Below are 19,848 nucleotides of genomic sequence, written 5' to 3' on the forward strand. Positions count from 1 at the left end.
TCGTTTACAACGATTTCTTTCTCTTTAAGTAATGAATCTTTGTGTATACTTAAAGTTGAAAGTTCTCAAAAGAAAATTGAATTTTTAATGACACGATGAATAAAAAGGCTTTTTGTAAACACTATTCCTCTCTTCATGCCCTTGGCATATTCCTATAAAGCAGAATGAGTATCAGTAGATTATTTTAAAGAGGGTTATCTTTGACTGTTATGTAGGACGGCTTTTCAAGGAAATTAACGGAGTTTGCATCGCTCTCTTGCTATCGTGAAATTTCGCATAAAGCAGTCAGATAATCAACAAGGCTTAAAAGAAAGAAATTAGTTTGATGAAGCTCGTTGCCCCAGTGCTTCGCGTGCTTGGATTTGCCTACATTGCTTTGGCGCTCCTTCTGCTTATACCACTCATGTGGGATCTACTTGCCAACAATCCGGATTGGTTGGCATTTGCTTTCTCTTCGATAATCATAGGTATGATTGGGCTCTTACTTTCCGTCGCTATGGGCGGATACAAGATTGAGAGCATCAATTCGCGACAAGCATTTTTGATAACCGCGTCTGCGTGGATTACAATCCCTGCATTCGGTGCTCTCCCATTTCTTGGTTTAGGGGTGGGGTTCCATAATGCTTTTTTTGAAAGTGTTTCCGGCTTTACAACGACTGGGTCGACAGTCTTGATGGGGTTGGATTCCATGCCTCCGGGTCTGCTGCTCTGGCGCTCTTTAACGCAATGGATTGGCGGGGTAGGAATTATTGTGATGGCAAGTCTGCTTTTACCCCTTTTGAGAATAGGGGGAATGCAGCTTTTCAGAACAGAAAGCTCTGATAAAAGTGAGAAGATTGTTAGCCGAACCACTGACCTTGTGCGTTGGGTTATGGGGCTCTATGTGGTTCTTACGACCTTGTGTACTCTACTCTATCATCTTTCTGGAATGTCGTGGTTCGATGCACTCAACCATGCTTTGACAACACTCTCATCAGGTGGATTTTCTACCCACGATAAATCATTCGCGTATTTTGAGAGCCAAGCTGCTGTTTTCTTCGGTATTATTTTCATGATTGCCTCCGGCCTTCCTTTTGTCTTGATGATCAAAGCGGTGCGGCGCTCACCCAAGGTCCTCTTACAAGACCCTCAGGTTGTGACATTCATGGCAATTCTATTATTGTTCTCGATGGGCGTTTGTATTTATCTGGGCCTAAACAACGAAGTTCCATTTAAAGAAGCATTCTTGGAGTCAATGTTTGTTGTCACATCAGTGGTAACAACAACTGGCTTTGGTCTGGGAGATTATACGAACTGGGGTCCGCTTATTATCGGGGTTATTATGATGCTGACCTTCTTCGGTGGGTGTACTGGGTCAACTTCGGGTGGGATCAAAACATTTCGGTTTATTGTGTTTTTCGGCACAGTACGCGCGAATATGAAGCAAATGATCAGACCGGATCAGGTGGTCGTTATTCGGTATGGGGAAACCAATGTAACCCCCGACCTTGCTTTTTCTGTTCTAGCATTTTTAGTTGTCTATTTAAGTACTGTGGGCATTGTTACGGTAGTTTTGACAGGTTTTAATCTTGATCTTGTGACGGCTTTGAGTGCCGCTGCAACAGCTATCGGTAATGTCGGGCCGGGGCTTGGGCCGATTGTTGGGCCAGCAGGAACTTTTGCAGATATCCCTTTAGGTGCAAAATGGGTTCTTTCGGGTGCAATGTTACTGGGGAGACTGGAACTGTTCACGGTATTGATCCTATTGGATCCTGAATTTTGGAGATAAGCGCTGTGAAAACAGGCAATAATGAGTTGTAAATGAAGGGAATTTATCAAAGCCCTATCCGAGATACGGCATATCGCTCTAGTGAGCTATAAAATATGAAGGGTGAAATGCTGTGGAGAGCTAGGGTAAAACTGACCCACTTTACTGTGATAACACTTGCGAGTTTCCACGCCAGCCGCATAGTGGCTCCTTAGTACATTCCCAATTGGGAACCTTTTTCTTTCTTTTTTGCTTACACAGAGACTATAATTTGATTTCTTTTCGGCCAGTTTTAAGTGTTCTGGGATACCTTTATGTTGGTTTGGCCGCAGCAATGCTCATTCCCGCAATTGTCGATGTTGCCGCCCGTAATGCTGACTGGCAAGCCTTTGTGCTTTCGTCTTTAGTGGTTGGCTTGCTGGGACTACTGTTGATCGTTGCAATGGGCAGCGCCCTTGAAGCAGGGCTGGATACCCGTCAAACATTTTTGTTAACGACACTTTCCTGGATTTCCCTACCTGCCTTTGGAGCTTTACCATTCCTATGGTTGGGCGTTGCATATGTTGATGCCGCATTTGAAGCGGTATCAGGATTTACAACCACGGGTTCTACAGTTCTGACAGGTTTGGACTCCCTGCCTCCTGGGCTTTTGGTTTGGCGTTCTTTGATGCAGTGGATGGGGGGCGTCGGTATTGTCGTTATGGCTATTGTCTTGTTGCCATTCCTGAAAATTGGCGGAATGCAGCTGTTTCAAACTGAAAGCTCGGATCATAGTGAGAAGATTGTAGGCCGATCAATCGAGTTGATTCGCTTGATCGGTCTTACCTATTTGTTTTTGACCAGCTTGTGCCTCGTTGCCTACTGGGCTTCAGGTATGTCCTTATTTGATGCGTTCAATCATGCTCTGACAACTATCGCGACCGGTGGATACTCGACACATGATTCATCTTTTGGGTTTTTCAAAAACCCTGTCACTGGGTGGATTGCCGTTCTTTTCATGATTGTAGGATCGCTGCCATTTGTACTTGTAATTCAAGGTCTCAGGGGGCAGCCCTTAGTGCTTTGGCGGGATCCGCAAGTCAGGGCATTCCTTGTGTTTCTATTGCTTATTACAATGGCTCTTACAATCTATCTCGGGGTTTCGGGGCAAGCTGAGTTCTCACAGGCCCTTCTTCAGGCCGCATTTAATGTGGTTTCGGTTATTACTGGGACCGGCTACGCTATGGGTGATTATACGGCGTGGGGAGCTCCGGTTATTGGGCTTGCGCTTCTTTTAAAGTTTGTTGGCGGGTGTACGGGATCAACAACTGGTGGAATTAAAATTTTCCGTTTCCTAGTGTTTTTTGGAACTGTAAAAGCACACATGCGCCGAATGGTTCGGCCTAATCGTGTCATCTCGGAAAGCTATGGCAGTACACGGCTGACGCCAGAGTTGACTTTTTCTGTTCTCGCGTTTCTTGTCGTTTATTTAGGTACAGTCGGGCTCCTTACCCTCGTATTATCCGCCTTTAACCTTGATCTGGTGACTGCGGTTTCCGCTGCGGCCACGTCGGTTGGCAATGTAGGGCCAGGATTGGGAACGACTATTGGCCCTTCAGGGAATTTTGGCCCATTACCGGATGCGGTTAAGTGGATCCTCAGTGCCGCGATGCTTCTTGGACGGCTGGAGCTGTTTACTGTTATTATCTTGCTGGATCCAGACTTCTGGTCACGCTAGAGTTTTTAACTCTCACGAAAGACAATCATGATTTTTGAAAGTACGCTCGTAACGGGCAGGCTGGTCAAACGCTATAAGCGTTTTCTCGCTGATGTTATATTGGATGAGACTGGGGAAGTTGTAACGGCTCATTGCGCAAATTCCGGTTCTATGATGGGGTTGTGTGAGGAGGGGATCCGTGTCTGGCTCTCCAGATCAGATAATCCGAAACGAAAACTCAAGTACTCATGGGAGCTTTTGGAAATAGACGGTGCAATGGTTGGGATTAACACCTCCAGACCAAATAGGTTGGTAGAGGAGGCGCTGGAAACCAACCTTATTACACAGCTGAGTGGATATAAAAGTTTAAGGCGTGAGGTTAAATACGGAAAGAACTCTCGTATCGATATACTTCTTGAGGATCTGGCTGGTCAGAGTGTTTACGTTGAAGTGAAAAATGTCACGCTAGCTCGAAGCAGCGCTGTTTCAGAGTTTCCTGATAGCATTACAGCTCGAGGTGCAAAGCACCTTGCTGAGCTGTGTGATATGATTGATCAGGGGCACCGATCTGCTATGGTGTATCTGATACAACGGGATGATTGTGACATAGTGACTATTGCCCGGGACATAGACCCCAAATATGGACAGGCCTTTGATTTAGCTCGAGAGAAGGGAGTGGAGTTCTATGCATTGCAATGCTCGATTACTCCCCAATCAATCAAGGCCGAGAAAGTCGGAGCTGTTCGCTTTTAGAGTATCCGTCTTGGTCAAGCCGTTTTTGGTTGCCATTGCCGGTCCGCTTTTATGAGAGCGTTTGCCAGTTCGATTAGCTTACGCATGAGAGCTATTATGGCGATTTTGGGAGGCTTACCAGCCGCTCGCATCTGGTTGTATTTGGCTTTCAGGTCTGGATTATAACGGCTGGCAACAACGGCAGGCATGTAGAGTGCATCGCGTACCGGCTTGCGCCCTGCTTGAATAAAAGCAGCGCCCCGCCAGCGTCCTGACTGGCGGGTCATGGGGGCCAGCCCCGCCAGAGCAGCGGCCTGTTTACGGGATAATTGTCCAAGCTCTGGCATTTCAATCACCAGCGCCGCGACGGCGACCTGTCCCAGCCCGGGAATAGAGTGTAAAATCTTTGCTGCCCGCGCCCTTTGAGGGCTCTGCTCAATTTGCTTTTGAGTTTCGGCGTTAAGGGCCTCCAATTGCTTTCGCACGAGTTTCAGGCGTTGCTGTGTCTGTTTGCGAACCAGGTTCACCCGTTGTGTTTTCAACCGGTTCTCCAGTTGCGTGGCTTCTTTTACAAGAGCTTGACGTGCAACGCGTATCTCTTTGAGATGACATAGGCTTGCATCGACTGGCTTGTCTGGTTCCAACTGGAAATCCTGCCCCATTTGGGCCAGCAGGCGCGCATCAATCCGGTCCGTCTTCGCCCTCTTGCCTTTGGCCTGTGCAAACCGGCGTGCTTGCCATGGGTTAACTTTGCTCAGAGGATAGGAACCCGACAATGCCAACTCAAAAGCGCCGTGATAAGAACCTGTGGGTTCAAAAATAATTCGAGCGACAGGCAGGCCTTTCAGCCAGCTTTTTAACTGTCTGTACCCTGCAGCTGTATTGGTAAACTGCTTGCTCTGCTCATCCGGCAGGCAGTACACATCAAGATGGTCTTTCGAAATATCGACACCAATGGTAACCTCAGACATCTTCGCAAGTATCCTATGCTTGTCGTGCAGAGCTTTGGGCTGCTGCGTATCCGTTCAGGCCTGTTGCGAAGACGGTGGCCGATCATACTCTAAAACGGTCCCTTGTGACCTAGCGCGTCCCGATCCGACCACCGCCACTGCCCTCCCGACTCAATACGGTGGCCATTGGCCTATATTCGCAGAAGACACTAAAAAGCATAAGACAAGCGCGTTCCGTTTGACTGGGTTCAGTCAAACGACAGGAATTCGCTCAAAATGAATAAGTTAGAGCACAAAGCGTGAATACGCATGAACGCGATGTACTCTAGATCTGGAGGCAGAGACTTGTTGGCCCGTTGTCCTACATGCCTTAGCAGACGATAAAGGGTGCAGAAAGAAAAAGCGCAAGAACAGAGTATAGCTCTGAATCTTGCGCTCAATGATCTTGAGTTACGAGAACGGCTCGTGGGCCGCTGAAAATACCGAGATGTAGTTAGCCCAAGGTATCTTTATTAATTGGTGGCTGGAACTGCCAACCCATATCCCAAGGGAAGTACACCCAAGTATCCTGAGAGAGCTCGGTTACAATCGTATCCGCCATCTCACGGCCTTTAGGCTTTGCATAGATGGTGGCAAGGTGAGCCTTAGGTAGCATTTCCCGAACAACCTTGGCTGTTTTGCCAGTATCAACGAGATCGTCTATTATGAGGACACCCTCTCCTCCATCCTCAATAAGGTTCGGACTAATCGGCTTGATAACGTCGAGTTTTCCCTGCTCGTCGTAATCATGGTAGGAAGCGATGCAAACAGTCTCAATTGTCCGTACGCCCATTTCTCTGGCGATGATACCAGCAGGAACCAGCCCCCCGCGCGTAATACAGACGATAGTATGGAAAGGGCCTTTTTCTGCCAGACGCCATACAAGAGCGCGGCAGTCTCTATGGAACTGATCCCAGGAAACTGGGAAGGCTTTAGATTGTGGGTCGTGGTGCATAGTCCGTCCTCTAGGAATTTCGTTTCATGGCTGCGTCCACTGCAGCACGAACATCGGTCAGTGCACTTTGAAGTACATCAAGTTTGCGGGCTCGTACAACTATCTGTGTGGAAAATTTACCATCTTTTACCTGTGGGTATGACCCAATCATAGCTTGAGGGTGGTCATGTTGCAGCTGTTGGAGCTGCAAAGCAATGGAACTTTCTGGTCTGGGAAGGTCTACGGATTGTGAAATAATCTTTGTTCCCCGTTCAAGAGATGGGGCCAAAGCTTGCATCATTGCCTGCATGATTTTGGGAACACCTGCCATGACATGGACGTTTTCCATAATAAAACCCGGAGCAATAGATATTTTATTGTCAATTAGGTCCGCACCCAAAGGTACTCGGGCCATTCGTTGCCGTGCTTCGCTAAATTCCCCTTTCGGGTAATGGGCTTCCATTGCGGCCATTGCTTTGGGGTGTTTATGGACAGGGACACCGAAAGCTTTTGCTATTGATTCTGCTGTAATATCATCGTGGGTAGGCCCAATACCTCCAGATGTGAAGACATAAGTATATCGGGTTCTTAAGGCATTGACGGCCTCCACTATCCTGTCTTCTTCATCGGGTACAATGCGCACTTCTTTCAAGTCGATCCCCCACTCAGTGAGGTGCGAGGCTATATAGCCGATATTTTGATCTTTTGTCCGGCCGGATAGGATTTCATCGCCAATTACAAGAATTGCGGCAGTAACGACATGTATTTGCTCATTTTCCATCTTTAAAACACCCAAACTTGAAAAAATCGGCCTAGACCTTGGTAAATTACCTTAAACTGCAATGCTGTCAGGTTTCCACTCATAAACCCAATCAAAACGCCCCAGCAGCTTTTCTGGAGTTGTATGCCTCATGATCAAATTTCGAGCTATGTCTGTTGGGAAACCCATATGGTAAACTCGGCCATTATTTTGGGCTTGCGTAACTACTTTTTCAACACGGCTTCGTCTTAGCTGCTCATACTTTGCCAAAGACTTTGGAAGTGCCCCGTATTTCTCAATAACCTTGCTGAGAATTGCAACATCTTCAATGGCCATTCCGGCTCCTTGAGCCATAAAAGGTAGCATCGCATGGGCAGCATCGCCCACAAGAGCAACAGGCCCTTTAACCCAAGGAAGTGTCGGGTCGGTTCCACATAGTGCCCAACGCGTCCAAGATGTAGCCTTCCCGATAATTTTCCGAGGGGTTGGGTGCCACCTGCAAAAATGTTTTTCAACATCTTCAGGGGTTGCTGGGTGTGACCAATTCTCCGAAGTCCAGTCTTCCAAAGTTACACAAACCAGATTAAATTCCCGAGCGCTTTTTACAGGATAGTGTACGAGATGAGAACGCTCTGCCATCCACAAGCCGGTGGTTTGCATCAACTCCTCAGGAATATCCCTACTGGGAACCGTGGCCCTATATGCAACTCGTCCGGTTGTGGACGCAGGAGGAAGCCCGAGAATATTTGTGCGGGTTTTAGACCAGACACCATCTGCCCCGACTAATAGCGCGTAGGCTTGTGTCTGTGACCCTTGGTTTTTGAACTTAAGGTGCAGTCCCTCGGGTGCTATATCTGCAGTGTCCAGTTTATAGCCCAAGTGCAACTGAATTGTGGGTGAGGCGAGTACCGCGTCTTTTAAAATCGACTGTAAATCTGCTCTGTGAATAACCAGATAGGGTGCCCCGTATTTGTCTTCGGCTGCTTGGCCTAGGGGGACTTTGGCAATGAGCTTGCCGTTTTTTCCGGAGGAAATGTTAATTGCGCTGGGCATAGTGGCGACAGCTTGCAATTTGGATAAAAGGCCAAGTTCTGCTAGACAGTGGCAGGCATTGGCGGACAATTGCAAGCCGGCTCCAACCTCGGAAAGTTCAGGAGCGGCTTCAAAAATATCTATTTCATAGCCTTGCTGCGCAAGGAAGAGGGCGCAGGTCATGCCGGCAACGCCCGCGCCGGCAATCGCAATTTTCTTTTGCATCCTAGCCTTTCTCGGTACTTCCGGTGTCGGCCTGATGGAACAACCGGTCTGTTTAGCTTGTAGCCGGTGTCCAGAGACTGTCGGCTGGGTCGGATTGATCCCTATTTAGGTTGCTATCATACTTATAAAGGGTTGAGCAGTAAGGGCATACAATTTCTTTTTCAGAGCCCATATCGAGAAAAATATGGGGGTGATCAAAAGGAGGTTTGGACCCAATGCACATGAATTCTTTCGCACCGATTACAATACTCTCCTGACCGCTATTGTTATGAAAGTGTGGAGTGCTGCCTTCAGCCATAAGTCATAATCTCCCAAAATTGCTAATATGGTACTTGTTGTTATTTGAGAATCGTAAGCATTCAAAATCTGGTTACGGTTATTTGAAAAGCTGGTTGTCTCGTGAATATGGTTTTGAGTGCTCTTTCCTCTCAATGCAATGGGGCTTTGATTGAATTCCTTAAATTTCCTCGGGAACTGCGTTGAAAAAATATATTCTGACTTTCTTCCTTAGTTTTTTGACACTATCTTCACGCCGATAATTCTTTCCCTACCAAGTACGAGTTAGAAGAGCATGCCAGTTTTTGACAATAATGGAATCCCGTTCGCATATCTTGATCAAGGGGAAGGTGACCCAATTATTTTGGTGCACGGTTTTGCATCCAACAAAAATGTAAACTGGGAGTACACAGGCTGGGTGGATCTTTTGGTCAAAAGTGGCCGCCGTGTTATCGCAATTGACAATCGCGGCCATGGAGAAAGTCATAAATTCTATAGTGCGGAAGATTATGGTGCTCCTTTAATGGCACAGGATGTTCTGGATTTGGTTGAGTTCCTGCAATTGGAAAAAGTTGATTTTATGGGCTATTCAATGGGAACTCGAATTTGTGCATTTTGCGCCCTTGCCCAACCCGAACGCGTGCGTTCGCTTGTTTTTGGTGGAATGGGATACGGCTTGATCAGCGGAGTGGGATCACCAGAGCCAATTATTGAAGCTCTCTTAGCTGAACGTCTTCAAGATGTAAGTAATAAAACTGGGCGGGCCTTCAGAGCGTTTGCAGAACAAACAAAGTCGGACCGCTTAGCTCTTGCAGCTTGTATGCAATCTGCTCGGAAAAAAATATCGGAACAGGATATTGCGGGCATTTCAGCGCCAGCGCTTATTGCAGTGGGTACCAAGGATGAAGTGGCCGGAGATCCTCAAGCTCTGGCAGACTTGATGCAGAGTGCGCAAGTTCTTGCGATCCCGAACAGGGACCATATGGTTGCTGTTGGAGACAAAGTTTTTAAACAGGGTGTGCTTAGCTTTTTGCAAAATTGCAATTAAGTCCCTTTTAGTATTTGACCTAAATGGGACCGGTCTAGAATGCCCTGTGTTCCCTGCAAATGTAGGTCAACAGGTTGACACTCGTAAGTTTTATGGGTGTTCTCTTGGTTAGAGTAGAAAAGTTCCTATGTTATGCAGCTAGGAACCATAAATGTGTTCACGGAGGTGCCCTGCATGACACAGCCAACAAAAAAAGCGACCAGACTGGCGATGCACGATCCTGTTTGGCAGCGTGTCAGGCTTGAGGCTGAAAAAATGGCTAAAAACGAGCCGGCTTTGGCCTCGTTTGTCTATGAGACTGTCTTGCATCATGACACTCTTGAGGATGCCATAGTTCACCGTCTGGCAGATCGTTTAGGGCATATTGTTGTATCGTCCTCTCTTATCCGCCAGACCTACAGAGAAGCTCTGGATGATGATACATTCATTTCTAATGCGTTTCGGGTTGATATTTCCGCGGTTTTGGACAGAGATCCCGCTTGTGAACGCCTCCTTGAGCCTTTGCTGTATTTTAAAGGGTTTCACGCCCTGCAAACGCACCGTTTAGCGCATTGGCTCTATAAAAAGGGGCGTGAGGATTTTGCTTTCTATTTGCAAAGTCGAAGTTCGGAAGTGTTTCAGACTGATATTCACCCAGCAGTTCCAATGGGACTCGGAATTTTCATAGATCACGGGACCGGTTTGGTTATCGGCAAAACGGCTGTCGTTGAGGATGATGTCTCTCTTCTTCAGGGGGTAACTCTTGGGGGGACTGGCAAAGAAAGCGGTGATCGCCACCCGAAAATTCGCCATGGTGTTCTGGTGGGAGCTGGCGCCAAAATTTTAGGAAATATTGAAGTGGGGCACTGTTCTCGCATAGCAGCAGGCTCCGTAGTTCTAAAACCTGTGGCACCATGCACGACAGTTGCCGGGGTCCCGGCTAAGGTTGTAGGAGAGGCTGGCTGTGATCAGCCCGCGAGAGCCATGGATCAAACACTAGGTCAAGAAAAAACAACGCAAAACAAACAAGGATAATGGGGTCAAAAGGGCTTGGCAGCACCATAAAATTCTATAGGTTTGGGGCCCATTACATTTGGAGAATGAGAAGGAGACGGCTGTGAAGCCAGACGAAATTCGGAAGCTGGAGACCTACCTGCGCAATACGTTCAAGTCTCCCGGTATTAGCGTTCGGCCACGCCCTCGCAAGGATGACTCCTGCGAAGTATATGTGGCGGATGAGTTCTTGGGCGTTATCTTCCGTGATGATGAAGATGAGGACCTTTGCTGGAACTTCCAGATGGCGATTCTGGAAATTGACGTTGAAGACCTCTAAAGGTTCAGTTTTGTTAAAAAGGGCTCCAAGTTGGAGCCCTTTTTGTGTCAATCTATTGTAACTACTGAAATTTGGGAAACCAGAGGATAAAAGGGGAGGTGACCATGCAATGTTATCAACTTGGAGATAAAAAGCCGACGTTTCCAGAAAATGGTCAGTATTGGGTGGCACCAACTGCTACATTGATTGGCGACGTTATCCTCGGAGAGGAAGCCAGTGTTTGGTTTGGCGCTATTTTGCGGGGCGACCGTGAGGCGTTACAAATTGGTTCTCGAACGAACATTCAAGATGGATGTGTCTTGCATACCGATATGGGATTCCCGCTTGAAATCGACGAAGGGGTGACCGTTGGCCATAACGCAATTTTGCACGGGTGTAAAATTGGGAAGGGCTCTTTGATTGGTATGGGCGCTACTATTCTAAATGGCGCGAAAGTTGGTCGCCATTGTATAATCGGTGCAAACTCACTTATTCCTGAAGGGAAAGAAATTCCAGATTTCTCCTTGGTCGTGGGGATTCCCGGGAAAGTTATTCGCTCGTTGCCTGAAGATATTAAAGAAACTCTTGAAGGCTCAGCCCAAGGGTATGTCGATAACTGGCGCCGCTATAAAGACGGGCTCTCTGAACTTTAGGGGTATTTTCGAGGCAAGTTCATCATTTGGATTAATGCGCATCTTTGCAGAGTGATAGCTACGTTAGTCTTCTATGGTTGCCACGGTTGTAACACGCCTATCTGAGATCGCACTCCATTTGGCGGGGTCATAGCTGGATTGGCGTTTTACAAACCGGTAAGGGGTCGAATACCAAGGCAATATCGGATCGAGTAAATTATCCAGCACCAGATCTCCAAGATCTGTACGTACTACTAAAACCGCATGTCCATCATTACTGGTATCCTTGACGACGGTTATGAGCAGCGCACTTGCGGGCCAGCCTAGCTTTATAAGAGAGCGCTGTTTTTCCAAGACATATTCTTCGCAATCACCAGCCCCAGAGGTTGGGTAAGTCCAGTACTCAGGAACCTTAAAGAGATTTTCATCAGTGGCAGGGACAATTTTCTGGTTCACTTGACGGTTAATGGAATGTAGTTGTTTCCATTTGGTTTGCGTGAGAGCCACTATTTTTGCGGTCTTTACCGTTGTGTTGCATATATGTGAGTTTTCAATACAGAAATTGACATGACCAATGGGGGGAGGGGTTTCTCCTAGCATAGGCATAAATCGGCCAATAATCGGGGAAGCGTTCACCAAGCTTGTTAGAAGAAAAAAAGTTAGAAAGGAGAAAATTAGTTGTTTAATATTAAGCACTGTAATACCTCCCCTAAAGGTTAGTTCTACAGTAAATTATTGACTTTGATTTTGGGGTAATCTGGGTGACTTAGTTTTACTAGAAGATTCTATAATTTTTATTTGTATTGTTTATTATTTTGCATAGAACTACTAAAGGCGAGGCGACTATCAGTCGCCTAAATGCTGTTCCAAGAGATCTTGATTATGAATAACTGCGAACTCTAACGCGATACCATCCTCGGTATGGCGGATGACGCGTGCTCTCATTTTCCCAATGCCTATGGAAGTTCCTGGCTCGGGTTTTAGAGAGGTCTTTATAGCTGCACCGGAAAGTGAAACATCCAAAATCCGGCACTTGTGCTTGGTGCCATCTTCTAAAATAAGACTGGTGAAGGGGTTCTTGGGAATGAAACGTTCGTGACGTCTATCTTCCGGTAAGTTAAAACGCTCTTTATTTGCCAGCCAAGTAAGCATGCCAGCAAGTTTGTCCTGTTTGCGTTCAGTTGTCTTTATTTCTAAGGCGAAGCCCCCTGAAAAAATTCTGGTAATGGTGCCTTCAACTCTTCCAATATGGTCAACGTAGATGATGACACGATCATCAACCTCGCCTGATACAGGAGCTAAAACATAGGCCCCACCTGGTGACATGTTTTTAATTTGACAAGGGTATTCTTGGCGGTTTTGCATCATGCAACGACCAAGAAGGTCAACATTGACACGAGAGAAGCGGCGCCTTTCAGGTCTACGTTCTGAGATCTTCTTGATAACTGCTGTATGCCGATTTGTCATAGTTTACTGCCCTTACCGACAAACGCACAACGAACGTTTTCCTATAATCGATTTGGGGAGGATGCTATTGGGTTAAAGTTAATAGAGTCTAACGGAATTGATATGTAACTTTTAGCTTTTCCCTCCATTAATAACGTGAAGATGGCCAACGCGTTTAATTTTCAGATTTGTTGCGATGGGGCCTACTGAAGGAGGAAAGGGATTTTGGCCCGTGGAAATGGGGGGATTCTTTCTCCATAACCGCTTACCTGTTTTTTGTTTTTGAGCAATGCATACTCTTGCGGTTTCGGGCTTTATAAGTTGCATACTTGAAATGCTATTCGTTACTAAAGGCTGGGCCCCTAACCAGCCCGGTTGTTCTATGGGTATGATACAGCCCAAAATTCGCGTGCACCCTTCGCCTCTTACAGTTAAAGGCAATAGTAGCATTTCCAAATTTACTATCTGACCGTTGTCAGTTTTTGATGTGATTTCTAAAAAGGCGGGCACTCTTTTTTTCGTAACTGATTGTAAGGATGCTGATATGGTATGCGTATCCTCCCCATTCCACATATTTAGGAACTCACGGCCTCGCAATTCTTTGCAAAATAAAGAGCATAGGCGCGTTCCTGCTAGGCGATAGCGATAGGAGTCTGCATTCCTCATTTCGAGGATAAACGTATCTCTTAAGAGTGCTTTAATTGCAGAAGGCTGGATGTCCCCCCTTTCGGGAGTTTTGCGTTGGCCACGCAATTCGTTCCAGTAATCAAAGAGTTGACATGTAGAGCCGTGTTTCATGATCCCCCAACAGAGTTTGTGTTTAGCCGCTACTTGGGACTCGCTGAACCAGTTTCCTGTCTATTGATAGTTTTCTCCATCCACCCGTCGGGGGTGGGCAAGATTTGGGGAGCAATCTTGCAGTAGGAAATCACGTTAAGAAAAAACTGGTGAACTGGCGGATTTTGCAAAAACGGGGCAGGGTGTGTATTTGCAAGTCATGAGAAATTTTTAGTTGGGGCAATGACCATATGTCAGAGCAAAAAACCGTAGCAAAAGAGCCAGTTTTTAATTTACCCGCTGTTGTAATTGGCCTGTCGTCTATTCTTGGTTTTATTCACCTTCTGCGTGAGTATGTGCTTCCGCGTGATTGGGATATTGAGGTGATACTCTTATTTGCGTTCTGGCCAATCCGATTTGCGGAAAACTCTAATGTAATTGGGAGTTGGCCAGGAGGTGTAGCGAGTGAGTTATGGAGTTTTGTTACCTATAGCTTTTTGCATGGCAGTTTTACCCATCTGATGCTCAATGTTATCTGGATGGCGATTTTTGGGACTGCTGTTGCACGTCGTTTTGGTACCATGCGCTTTTTAAGCTTTTCGTTGGTCTGTGCTATTATGGGGGCCTTGGCTCACCTGGCAACCAACTGGGGGGATACTGCGCCCATGATAGGAGCATCTGCAGCTATTTCAGGCCAAATGGCGGCCTCTTTTCGATTTGTTTTTGGTACTGGTGGACCGCTGAGTGCTCTGCGTGCAAACCACCCAAGTGATTATGTCGTGCCAGCGCAGCCTCTTAGGGTCGCAATCTCAGATAAGCGAGTGTGGGGCGCTGTTGTTGCTTGGTTTGGCATTAACTTTATCTTTGGGTACTGGAGCATGCCTATTATGTCTGCTGGTGCAAGTATCGCTTGGCAAGCACACGTAGGCGGGTTTGTTGCAGGCCTATTGCTATTTCGATTCTTCGATCCAGTTGCGCGGAGGTGATAAAAAGCGCCTTTGCTCTAGGGATTTTAAACGATGGGCTATGCAAAGCTCTAGTTTTTAGTCATGATACATTAAACATAAAAAGTAGAGGGTAAAGATCAACTGGTTAAGCTGTATTGAAGGTAGGAGGAAACCATGACAGTTGCGGCTATATTGGCAAATAAGGGACATAGAGTTGTCGTAGAGAGTTCGGAATGCACACTTTCCAAGATTTGCCAAGTTCTGGAAGCAGAGAAAATCGGGGCAATTGTGATCTGTGATACGGAAGATGTGATTGCCGGTATTGTGTCGGAACGTGATGTTGTAAAGGCAATTTCAAAGTTCGGTCCAGACATTCTATCTAAACCTGTTTCCGAGTTTATGACCGCCGGTGTTGTTACGTGTGAAGAGGGAGACACTATCAATACCGTTATGGAAAAAATGACTGAGGGTCGATTTCGTCATATTCCAGTACTGCAAAACAGCAAGTTACGGGGAATCATCTCCATCGGGGATGCTGTTAAATTCCGGATTGCGCAGGTTGAGCAGGAAGCGGAAGACATGCGGAAATACATTCATACCGGTTAATTGAAATTCATTGCACAGTGAATGCTGTGCTTAGTGGGCTTTTCCGGTAGGACATTGAAGGTTAAGTCCACTTCTTTCTTCAAGATGGGATTTTATCAATTAAACTCAAAATGTCTGGGCAAGACTTTATTGTTGTTTGATAACCTACATCGATGGTTTCTTTTGCACGGTGAAAGTCAAACAGCCCGATGTGCCCCAAGCGCATGCTTAGAGTTACATCAGGAGGGTCTCCGGCAAGGCGGGAACGGCCAATTCGGTCCTGAATGATGTTGAAACTTTCCATCATAACCCCTGATATGCCGGGTAGTGAACGGGACTTTCTTCCAAAGAACTGCCTCCGCATAGCTTTATCGGCTGCCTTCCCAAGTGACTTCTCGCGGGAGTTCTCAAAGTCTGAAGGTGAATTAGGAGGGGCAGGAGGAACGTCGTGGACAACAGTTGTGCCTCGTCCGAAGTTATCGTAGTTGAGGTTGACAGCTATGACAACACGAGCCCCTAAAGCACGGCAAGCTGAAACGGGTATGGGATTGACTAAGGCACCATCCACCAGCCAGCGCCCCCCAAGTCGTACCGGCTCGAACACTCCTGGCAACGCGTAGGAACACCGCATAGCATGAGCAAGTGATCCGGACTTTATCCAGATTTCATGACCCGTACCAAGCTCCGTAGAGATGGCGACAAATGGCCTGTCCAGATCCTCAATTCGTATATCTCCGACACGTTTGGCCAGAAGATCCGAGAGCTTTCTTCCAGAAATTAATCCGGAGCCACCAAAGGCGAAGTCCAGAAGTCCGAAAACCTTGCGTTTGGTAAGTTCCTTTGAAAAAGCGTCGAGTTCTTCCAGCTTGTTGGCCAGATAGCAACCTCCAACAACAGAACCCATGGAAGTGCCACATACTATATCGGGCCTAATACCTGTTTCCAACAGAGCCTTTATAACACCTATATGGGCCCAGCCACGGGCAGCTCCCCCACCAAGGGCCAAACCAACTGTTGGCCTGAAGTGTGGAAGGGGGTCCGTTTTCTCTTCAGAGCTACCTTCTTTGGAGGAAGGCCAGAGCGTAAGGTTGGTGAGCACGGACTCTATCCTGTTCTGTCTTCTCTGATCTACCCTATTACCTAAGGAACGAACCTATAGAAAACATAAATGGAGCGTGCTTTTAAGCTAACTTTTTCGGTTGTAGACTTTTTCTGGGTCATAAACAGGCTCTTTTTCAACGAAGTTCAATACAAAACTTCCTACTTGAGTTTGTTCGACTTTCCTGAAAAAGCAGGACCGGTACCCGACGTGACACGTTGCCCCGTTCCCTTCAACGCGTACGCGAAGCCAGAGGGCGTCCTGATCGCAGTCTGTACGAAGCTCCAGAACTTTTTGAATCTGGCCGGATGTAGCTCCCTTCCTCCAGTATTCTTGCCGAGAGCGGCTCCAGTACCAGGCTTCCCCACTTTCGATAGTGCGCTGTAGACTTTCGGCGTTCATATACCCAACCATCAGTAACTCGCCACTGTCGAAGTCGCTCACGGCTGCTGCAATCAAGCCATCTCGATCGAACTTTGGGGCGAATGCTGTTCCAAGCTCAACAGTCGCCTTGTCGGTTCGCTCTGAAAATAGCGGTGGGGCACTTTGGAAATTACACATAATAGGTTTGCTGTCTGCTGGAGTTTATGCGCGGAGCAAAGTCATAAATCTTGCTTGCTCTTCCGGATTACTTTCGAAAACTCCAGAGAACTGAGTAGTGATGGTTCGCGCGCCGGATTTTTGAATACCACGCATCGCCATACATTGATGCTCGGCCTCGATCATGAGCGCCACACCTCGTGGTGCCAAATGTGTATTAATAGTAGCCGCTATCTGCGCGGTCATGTTCTCTTGCGTTTGCAGCCGTTTGGCAAAAACATCAACAACGCGAGCGAGTTTAGACAGGCCAACGACTTTATGATCAGGGTAATAGGCGACATGGGCTTTACCGGTAAAAGGCAGCACGTGATGTTCGCAAAAAGAGGTGAATTCGATATTTTTCAAAAGAACCATATCCATATAGCCGCCAACTTCTTCAAAGGTGCGCGCCAGATGTTCACTTGGGTCTTCGGTATATCCGGAAAAAAGGTCCTGAAACGCATTAACCATGCGCTTTGGGGTGTCTAAAAGTCCTTCCCGATCAGGGTTATCTCCTGTCCACCTAAGGAGAACACGGGCAGCGGCCTCTGCCTCTTCACGTGTGGGAATGGAGGCGTTGATTTGTTCCGCCGTTTCAGGAGCCGTGTCATTTATTGATTTCAGGACCACGTCCATATTTTAAACTCCAACAATGCGCGATGTAGCCTAACATGGCCTTACATTCTTTTTAACGCTAACAGGTTACAGCCACGTTATAATAGGGCTTTCCTCAGAGTAGGTGTCACTAAGCGCTGTCCGGTTATTTTCTTGGTGTCCAAGGCCCAACAGTCATGGTGCCAACTTGTGATTAACCCCTTGTTGGCCTACATACTCATTAGCGGTAGGGTGTATATATGTTAAATGTGCGACGGAATAAAGAGCTTTCCCTCCGTAAAGGGTTCTAATGTTAGACGATATATATAATTTAAAAATACTGGAATATGCCGGAAATATTCCACATTTGGGAAAACTTGAAGAACCGCAAGCCTCTGCAAAGGCGCATTCAAGACTGTGTGGCTCCACAGTCATGGTCGAAATTTCAATGAAGGATCAAGTTGTCACCCAGTTTGCGCAGGATGTCAAAGCTTGTGCCTTGGGACAAGCCTCGGCAGCCATTTTAGGCCAATCGGTTATCGGAGCAACGGCGGATGAGCTTAGGCTCGCTCACAAGCAGCTTTATTCAATGCTTAAAGAAGGGGGCAGTGTTCCGACTGGGCGCTTTAGTGAGCTGTCTTTTCTCGAGCCTGTCAAAGAGTATAGGGCTCGCCATGCTTCAACCCTTTTGGCCTTTGACGCGGTTGTTGATGCAATAGATACTCTGGAAAAAGATAAGTCACAGCCCAGTGAAGACGGCAACTAGTTATGTGCTTGGCCTGCAGACGTAAAGTGCTTTTGACGAAAAAAGAGAAGCTAAAAGCACGCGAAAAGGTTGGGGCTGGGGCCGCTTGTGCTATCTTTTTCATTCGGATCTATCAGCATTCACTTTCCCTCCTGATCGGGAGAGCTTGTCGGTATGCGCCAACTTGCTCTCATTATACCGAGCAAGCAATAAGAAGATTTGGATTCTGGGCTGGAGGATGGATGGGGTTAGCGCGTATTTTGCGCTGTAACCCATTTGGAGGAAGTGGGTTTGATCCCGTTCCCAATTGTCTACCACACAAAGCAAGGTGGTTTATGCCCTGGAGGTATGGATATTGGAACAGCGATCATATCGACCCCTCGACCCGTCTTGAATAAGCTGCCTTTATATCCTGAGCAGCGTATGCTTAGCCCAGTGGAAATTTAGCAACCTTTATTTCCTGGGGAAGGGGTTACTCCGCTAAGGGTATGGAAATCACCTTGAACAAATTTTAGTTTCTGCGTCCTGTCATTAATAATAACTCCATATGTTTTTCCGGTTTCGAAATTTAAGGTCCACACATACGTAGATTTGTTCTCAGTCTCAGGTTTCGTCCAGACGACCTGAATGACTTCTGGTGCTATTTTCGTAAGGGTGTAATCAGCTGTGCCGCTACGAATATTGTCCGGTTTTGTGACGTCGTTCCAGACTAATCGCTTGCCATCACAATATAATGTTTCCAATCGGGTTTCGAGAGACTTTGCCCCCTCTTTTGTTTCCTGCCAGGTCTGGCTCATTGTCTTTCCAAGCAAGTCTTGGGAGTAAGCCTTGCTTGCAAGGATGAGGCTGGTTGCGAGTAGAAAAAGGAGATAAAGAGGGTGCTTCATGATATCCGTCTTTTCATAGGGCGGTGTTGTCTACAAACTCCAGTGGCCGGCAAGAGGCCGTATCGCTATTTTTTATAGCTAACCGGACTTTCTTTGAGGTTATTGGCACCTTTAAAACTCCTCGTTTGGCTTTAGAGTTTTAGTGAATGGAGCGAACTTCAAAGTTATTCAGTGCTAAATGGTGGGTAAGTTTGTAAGGGCGTTGACTTTGTGAGCTATAACAAGCATATAGCGCCCATCGAAGCGCACCAAGCGTTTTCGGAGGAGTGCCCGAGTGGCTAAAGGGGGCGGACTGTAAATCCGCTGGCTATGCCTACGTTGGTTCGAATCCAACCTCCTCCACCATTTTCCCCTAGTATGCAGGTTGGTGAGATATGTCCGAGTCCTATGAAGACATTCCACGTTTTTCCTTTGGCGATTCCCCTGAGTTGGCTGATGAGTTGCTTCACCTTGTCTTGGTTGGTCAAAAGACTGCATCCTGTGGTGATTTACACTCCTATGAGAGTGAGGGACTTCCTCTTCCCAAGGCCGGTGATCAGTTTATTGTTCAAACGGGAAAGGGCGAGGATTCCTGTCTTATTGAAATGATCAGTGTAGATATTCGCCGGTTTGATGAAATTGATGAAGTCTGGGCGGTTTTGGAAGGTGAAGGTGATCTAAGCCTTCGACACTGGCAGGATGGGCACCAAGAGTTTTTCGAACGTCAAGGTGTTTATGCGAGAGATATGAAGCTTGTTTGTGAGTATTTCAAACTTGTGAAAGTCCTCAATAAAGACGGTTAAAGACTTGGAGGATTTGTAATTTGCTCTCAAGTTCGCCTTTTCTGG

At 46.9% G+C, this 19,848-nt stretch carries 24 protein-coding genes and 1 tRNA gene; 13 read left to right on the forward strand and 12 right to left on the reverse strand.

Annotated features, from left to right (window positions below; genetic code table 11):
- The first annotated feature begins 325 nt into the window (after positions 1-325).
- The 3 genes from P6574_RS05320 to sfsA all read left to right on the forward strand — a co-directional run bounded on the left by P6574_RS05320 (position 326) and on the right by sfsA (position 4,196).
- Positions 326-1,768 (forward strand): TrkH family potassium uptake protein, encoded by a 1,443-nt coding sequence (locus tag P6574_RS05320; protein WP_310619345.1) that lies wholly within the window; start codon positions 326-328, stop codon positions 1,766-1,768.
- Between the two features lie 250 nt (positions 1,769-2,018).
- A complete protein-coding gene (locus P6574_RS05325) occupies positions 2,019-3,464 on the forward strand; it encodes a TrkH family potassium uptake protein (RefSeq protein ID WP_310619346.1) in 1,446 nt (481 codons plus the stop codon).
- 27 nt (positions 3,465-3,491) lie between these two features.
- Positions 3,492-4,196: a DNA/RNA nuclease SfsA gene (gene sfsA / locus P6574_RS05330; protein WP_310619347.1), complete on the forward strand. Its 705-nt coding sequence runs from the start codon at positions 3,492-3,494 to the stop codon at positions 4,194-4,196.
- Between the two features lie 14 nt (positions 4,197-4,210).
- Here sfsA and P6574_RS05335 read toward each other — a convergent pair whose 3' ends face one another.
- From P6574_RS05335 to P6574_RS05355, 5 genes are all read right to left on the reverse strand, one after another.
- On the reverse strand, positions 4,211-5,146 hold the full coding sequence (locus P6574_RS05335; RefSeq protein ID WP_310618894.1) for an IS110 family RNA-guided transposase: 936 nt from the start codon (positions 5,144-5,146) through the stop codon (positions 4,211-4,213).
- Positions 5,147-5,618: 472 nt separating this feature from the next.
- The gene (gpt, locus tag P6574_RS05340; protein WP_310619348.1) at positions 5,619-6,119 is read right to left on the reverse strand and encodes a xanthine phosphoribosyltransferase; all 501 of its coding nucleotides are present in this window, start codon (positions 6,117-6,119) and stop codon (positions 5,619-5,621) included.
- Between the two features lie 10 nt (positions 6,120-6,129).
- Entirely contained in the window at positions 6,130-6,879 is a 750-nt protein-coding gene (locus tag P6574_RS05345) for a competence/damage-inducible protein A (protein WP_310619349.1), read from the reverse strand.
- A gap of 51 nt (positions 6,880-6,930) precedes the next feature.
- The gene (locus tag P6574_RS05350) at positions 6,931-8,115 is read right to left on the reverse strand and encodes an FAD-dependent monooxygenase (protein WP_310619350.1); all 1,185 of its coding nucleotides are present in this window, start codon (positions 8,113-8,115) and stop codon (positions 6,931-6,933) included.
- A 52-nt stretch (positions 8,116-8,167) separates the two neighbouring features.
- A complete protein-coding gene (locus P6574_RS05355) occupies positions 8,168-8,413 on the reverse strand; it encodes a zinc-finger domain-containing protein (protein WP_310619351.1) in 246 nt (81 codons plus the stop codon).
- A gap of 273 nt (positions 8,414-8,686) precedes the next feature.
- Here P6574_RS05355 and P6574_RS05360 point away from each other — a divergent pair, with 273 nt between their 5' ends.
- The 4 genes from P6574_RS05360 (at position 8,687) to P6574_RS05375 (ending at position 11,383) form a co-directional block, all read left to right on the forward strand.
- On the forward strand, positions 8,687-9,439 hold the full coding sequence (locus P6574_RS05360; protein WP_310619352.1) for an alpha/beta fold hydrolase: 753 nt from the start codon (positions 8,687-8,689) through the stop codon (positions 9,437-9,439).
- Between the two features lie 174 nt (positions 9,440-9,613).
- Entirely contained in the window at positions 9,614-10,453 is an 840-nt protein-coding gene (cysE, locus tag P6574_RS05365) for a serine O-acetyltransferase (protein WP_310619353.1), read from the forward strand.
- Between the two features lie 82 nt (positions 10,454-10,535).
- Positions 10,536-10,751 (forward strand): DUF3126 family protein, encoded by a 216-nt coding sequence (locus P6574_RS05370; protein ID WP_310619354.1) that lies wholly within the window; start codon positions 10,536-10,538, stop codon positions 10,749-10,751.
- 104 nt (positions 10,752-10,855) lie between these two features.
- Complete coding sequence (locus P6574_RS05375) at positions 10,856-11,383, forward strand: gamma carbonic anhydrase family protein (RefSeq protein WP_310619355.1); 528 nt, start codon at positions 10,856-10,858, stop codon at positions 11,381-11,383.
- Positions 11,384-11,446: 63 nt separating this feature from the next.
- Here the strand turns inward: P6574_RS05375 and P6574_RS05380 are convergent, their stop codons facing one another.
- From P6574_RS05380 to P6574_RS05390, 3 genes are all read right to left on the reverse strand, one after another.
- Positions 11,447-11,968, reverse strand: a complete 522-nt coding sequence (locus P6574_RS05380; protein ID WP_310619356.1) for a transglutaminase-like cysteine peptidase — start codon at positions 11,966-11,968, stop codon at positions 11,447-11,449.
- A gap of 240 nt (positions 11,969-12,208) precedes the next feature.
- Complete coding sequence (locus P6574_RS05385) at positions 12,209-12,829, reverse strand: PilZ domain-containing protein (RefSeq protein WP_310619357.1); 621 nt, start codon at positions 12,827-12,829, stop codon at positions 12,209-12,211.
- Between the two features lie 111 nt (positions 12,830-12,940).
- On the reverse strand, positions 12,941-13,606 hold the full coding sequence (locus P6574_RS05390) for a PAS domain-containing protein (RefSeq protein WP_310619358.1): 666 nt from the start codon (positions 13,604-13,606) through the stop codon (positions 12,941-12,943).
- Positions 13,607-13,836: 230 nt separating this feature from the next.
- Between P6574_RS05390 and P6574_RS05395 the strand changes: the two genes are divergently transcribed.
- The gene (locus tag P6574_RS05395) at positions 13,837-14,571 is read left to right on the forward strand and encodes a rhomboid family intramembrane serine protease (protein ID WP_310619359.1); all 735 of its coding nucleotides are present in this window, start codon (positions 13,837-13,839) and stop codon (positions 14,569-14,571) included.
- 135 nt (positions 14,572-14,706) lie between these two features.
- Positions 14,707-15,138 (forward strand): CBS domain-containing protein, encoded by a 432-nt coding sequence (locus P6574_RS05400; RefSeq protein WP_310619360.1) that lies wholly within the window; start codon positions 14,707-14,709, stop codon positions 15,136-15,138.
- 79 nt (positions 15,139-15,217) lie between these two features.
- Here P6574_RS05400 and P6574_RS05405 read toward each other — a convergent pair whose 3' ends face one another.
- The 3 genes from P6574_RS05405 to folE all read right to left on the reverse strand — a co-directional run bounded on the left by P6574_RS05405 (position 15,218) and on the right by folE (position 17,431).
- A complete protein-coding gene (locus P6574_RS05405; protein ID WP_310619361.1) occupies positions 15,218-16,216 on the reverse strand; it encodes a patatin-like phospholipase family protein in 999 nt (332 codons plus the stop codon).
- A gap of 87 nt (positions 16,217-16,303) precedes the next feature.
- Positions 16,304-16,777: a phosphoribosyl-AMP cyclohydrolase gene (gene hisI / locus P6574_RS05410; protein WP_310619362.1), complete on the reverse strand. Its 474-nt coding sequence runs from the start codon at positions 16,775-16,777 to the stop codon at positions 16,304-16,306.
- Between the two features lie 24 nt (positions 16,778-16,801).
- Positions 16,802-17,431: a GTP cyclohydrolase I FolE gene (gene folE, locus P6574_RS05415; protein ID WP_310619363.1), complete on the reverse strand. Its 630-nt coding sequence runs from the start codon at positions 17,429-17,431 to the stop codon at positions 16,802-16,804.
- 268 nt (positions 17,432-17,699) lie between these two features.
- On the opposite strand from folE, the gene P6574_RS05420 reads away from it, so the two are divergent.
- A complete protein-coding gene (locus tag P6574_RS05420) occupies positions 17,700-18,155 on the forward strand; it encodes an iron-sulfur cluster assembly scaffold protein (protein WP_310619364.1) in 456 nt (151 codons plus the stop codon).
- Positions 18,156-18,157: 2 nt separating this feature from the next.
- Positions 18,158-18,532: a membrane protein insertion efficiency factor YidD gene (yidD, locus tag P6574_RS05425; protein ID WP_405048073.1), complete on the forward strand. Its 375-nt coding sequence runs from the start codon at positions 18,158-18,160 to the stop codon at positions 18,530-18,532.
- 45 nt (positions 18,533-18,577) lie between these two features.
- Here yidD and P6574_RS05430 read toward each other — a convergent pair whose 3' ends face one another.
- Positions 18,578-19,021, reverse strand: a complete 444-nt coding sequence (locus P6574_RS05430; protein WP_310619365.1) for a hypothetical protein — start codon at positions 19,019-19,021, stop codon at positions 18,578-18,580.
- 260 nt (positions 19,022-19,281) lie between these two features.
- Between P6574_RS05430 and P6574_RS05435 the strand changes: the two genes are divergently transcribed.
- Positions 19,282-19,366, forward strand: a tRNA-Tyr gene (locus P6574_RS05435).
- A gap of 29 nt (positions 19,367-19,395) precedes the next feature.
- Entirely contained in the window at positions 19,396-19,803 is a 408-nt protein-coding gene (locus P6574_RS05440; RefSeq protein WP_310619366.1) for an ASCH domain-containing protein, read from the forward strand.
- Positions 19,804-19,848 lie beyond the last annotated feature (45 nt).

The sequence above is a fragment of the Pseudovibrio sp. M1P-2-3 genome (assembly GCF_031501865.1).
GTDB classification, from domain to species: domain Bacteria; phylum Pseudomonadota; class Alphaproteobacteria; order Rhizobiales; family Stappiaceae; genus Pseudovibrio; species Pseudovibrio corallicola.

Bases quoted from the DNA above. Each gene is read 5' to 3' on its own strand.
- P6574_RS05320 (WP_310619345.1), top strand. From the start codon at position 326: ATGAAGCTCGTTGCCCCAGTGCTTCGCGTGCTTGGATTTGCCTACATT.
- sfsA (WP_310619347.1), top strand. From the start codon at position 3,492: ATGATTTTTGAAAGTACGCTCGTAACGGGCAGGCTGGTCAAACGCTAT.
- P6574_RS05335 (WP_310618894.1), bottom strand. From the start codon at position 5,146: ATGTCTGAGGTTACCATTGGTGTCGATATTTCGAAAGACCATCTTGAT.
- gpt (WP_310619348.1), bottom strand. From the start codon at position 6,119: ATGCACCACGACCCACAATCTAAAGCCTTCCCAGTTTCCTGGGATCAG.
- P6574_RS05345 (WP_310619349.1), bottom strand. From the start codon at position 6,879: ATGGAAAATGAGCAAATACATGTCGTTACTGCCGCAATTCTTGTAATT.
- P6574_RS05350 (WP_310619350.1), bottom strand. From the start codon at position 8,115: ATGCAAAAGAAAATTGCGATTGCCGGCGCGGGCGTTGCCGGCATGACC.
- P6574_RS05355 (WP_310619351.1), bottom strand. From the start codon at position 8,413: ATGGCTGAAGGCAGCACTCCACACTTTCATAACAATAGCGGTCAGGAG.
- P6574_RS05360 (WP_310619352.1), top strand. From the start codon at position 8,687: ATGCCAGTTTTTGACAATAATGGAATCCCGTTCGCATATCTTGATCAA.
- cysE (WP_310619353.1), top strand. From the start codon at position 9,614: ATGACACAGCCAACAAAAAAAGCGACCAGACTGGCGATGCACGATCCT.
- P6574_RS05375 (WP_310619355.1), top strand. From the start codon at position 10,856: ATGCAATGTTATCAACTTGGAGATAAAAAGCCGACGTTTCCAGAAAAT.
- P6574_RS05380 (WP_310619356.1), bottom strand. From the start codon at position 11,968: ATGCCTATGCTAGGAGAAACCCCTCCCCCCATTGGTCATGTCAATTTC.
- P6574_RS05385 (WP_310619357.1), bottom strand. From the start codon at position 12,829: ATGACAAATCGGCATACAGCAGTTATCAAGAAGATCTCAGAACGTAGA.
- P6574_RS05390 (WP_310619358.1), bottom strand. From the start codon at position 13,606: ATGAAACACGGCTCTACATGTCAACTCTTTGATTACTGGAACGAATTG.
- P6574_RS05395 (WP_310619359.1), top strand. From the start codon at position 13,837: ATGTCAGAGCAAAAAACCGTAGCAAAAGAGCCAGTTTTTAATTTACCC.
- P6574_RS05400 (WP_310619360.1), top strand. From the start codon at position 14,707: ATGACAGTTGCGGCTATATTGGCAAATAAGGGACATAGAGTTGTCGTA.
- hisI (WP_310619362.1), bottom strand. From the start codon at position 16,777: ATGTGTAATTTCCAAAGTGCCCCACCGCTATTTTCAGAGCGAACCGAC.
- folE (WP_310619363.1), bottom strand. From the start codon at position 17,431: ATGGACGTGGTCCTGAAATCAATAAATGACACGGCTCCTGAAACGGCG.
- P6574_RS05420 (WP_310619364.1), top strand. From the start codon at position 17,700: ATGTTAGACGATATATATAATTTAAAAATACTGGAATATGCCGGAAAT.
- yidD (WP_405048073.1), top strand. From the start codon at position 18,158: ATGTGCTTGGCCTGCAGACGTAAAGTGCTTTTGACGAAAAAAGAGAAG.
- P6574_RS05430 (WP_310619365.1), bottom strand. From the start codon at position 19,021: ATGAAGCACCCTCTTTATCTCCTTTTTCTACTCGCAACCAGCCTCATC.
- P6574_RS05440 (WP_310619366.1), top strand. From the start codon at position 19,396: ATGTCCGAGTCCTATGAAGACATTCCACGTTTTTCCTTTGGCGATTCC.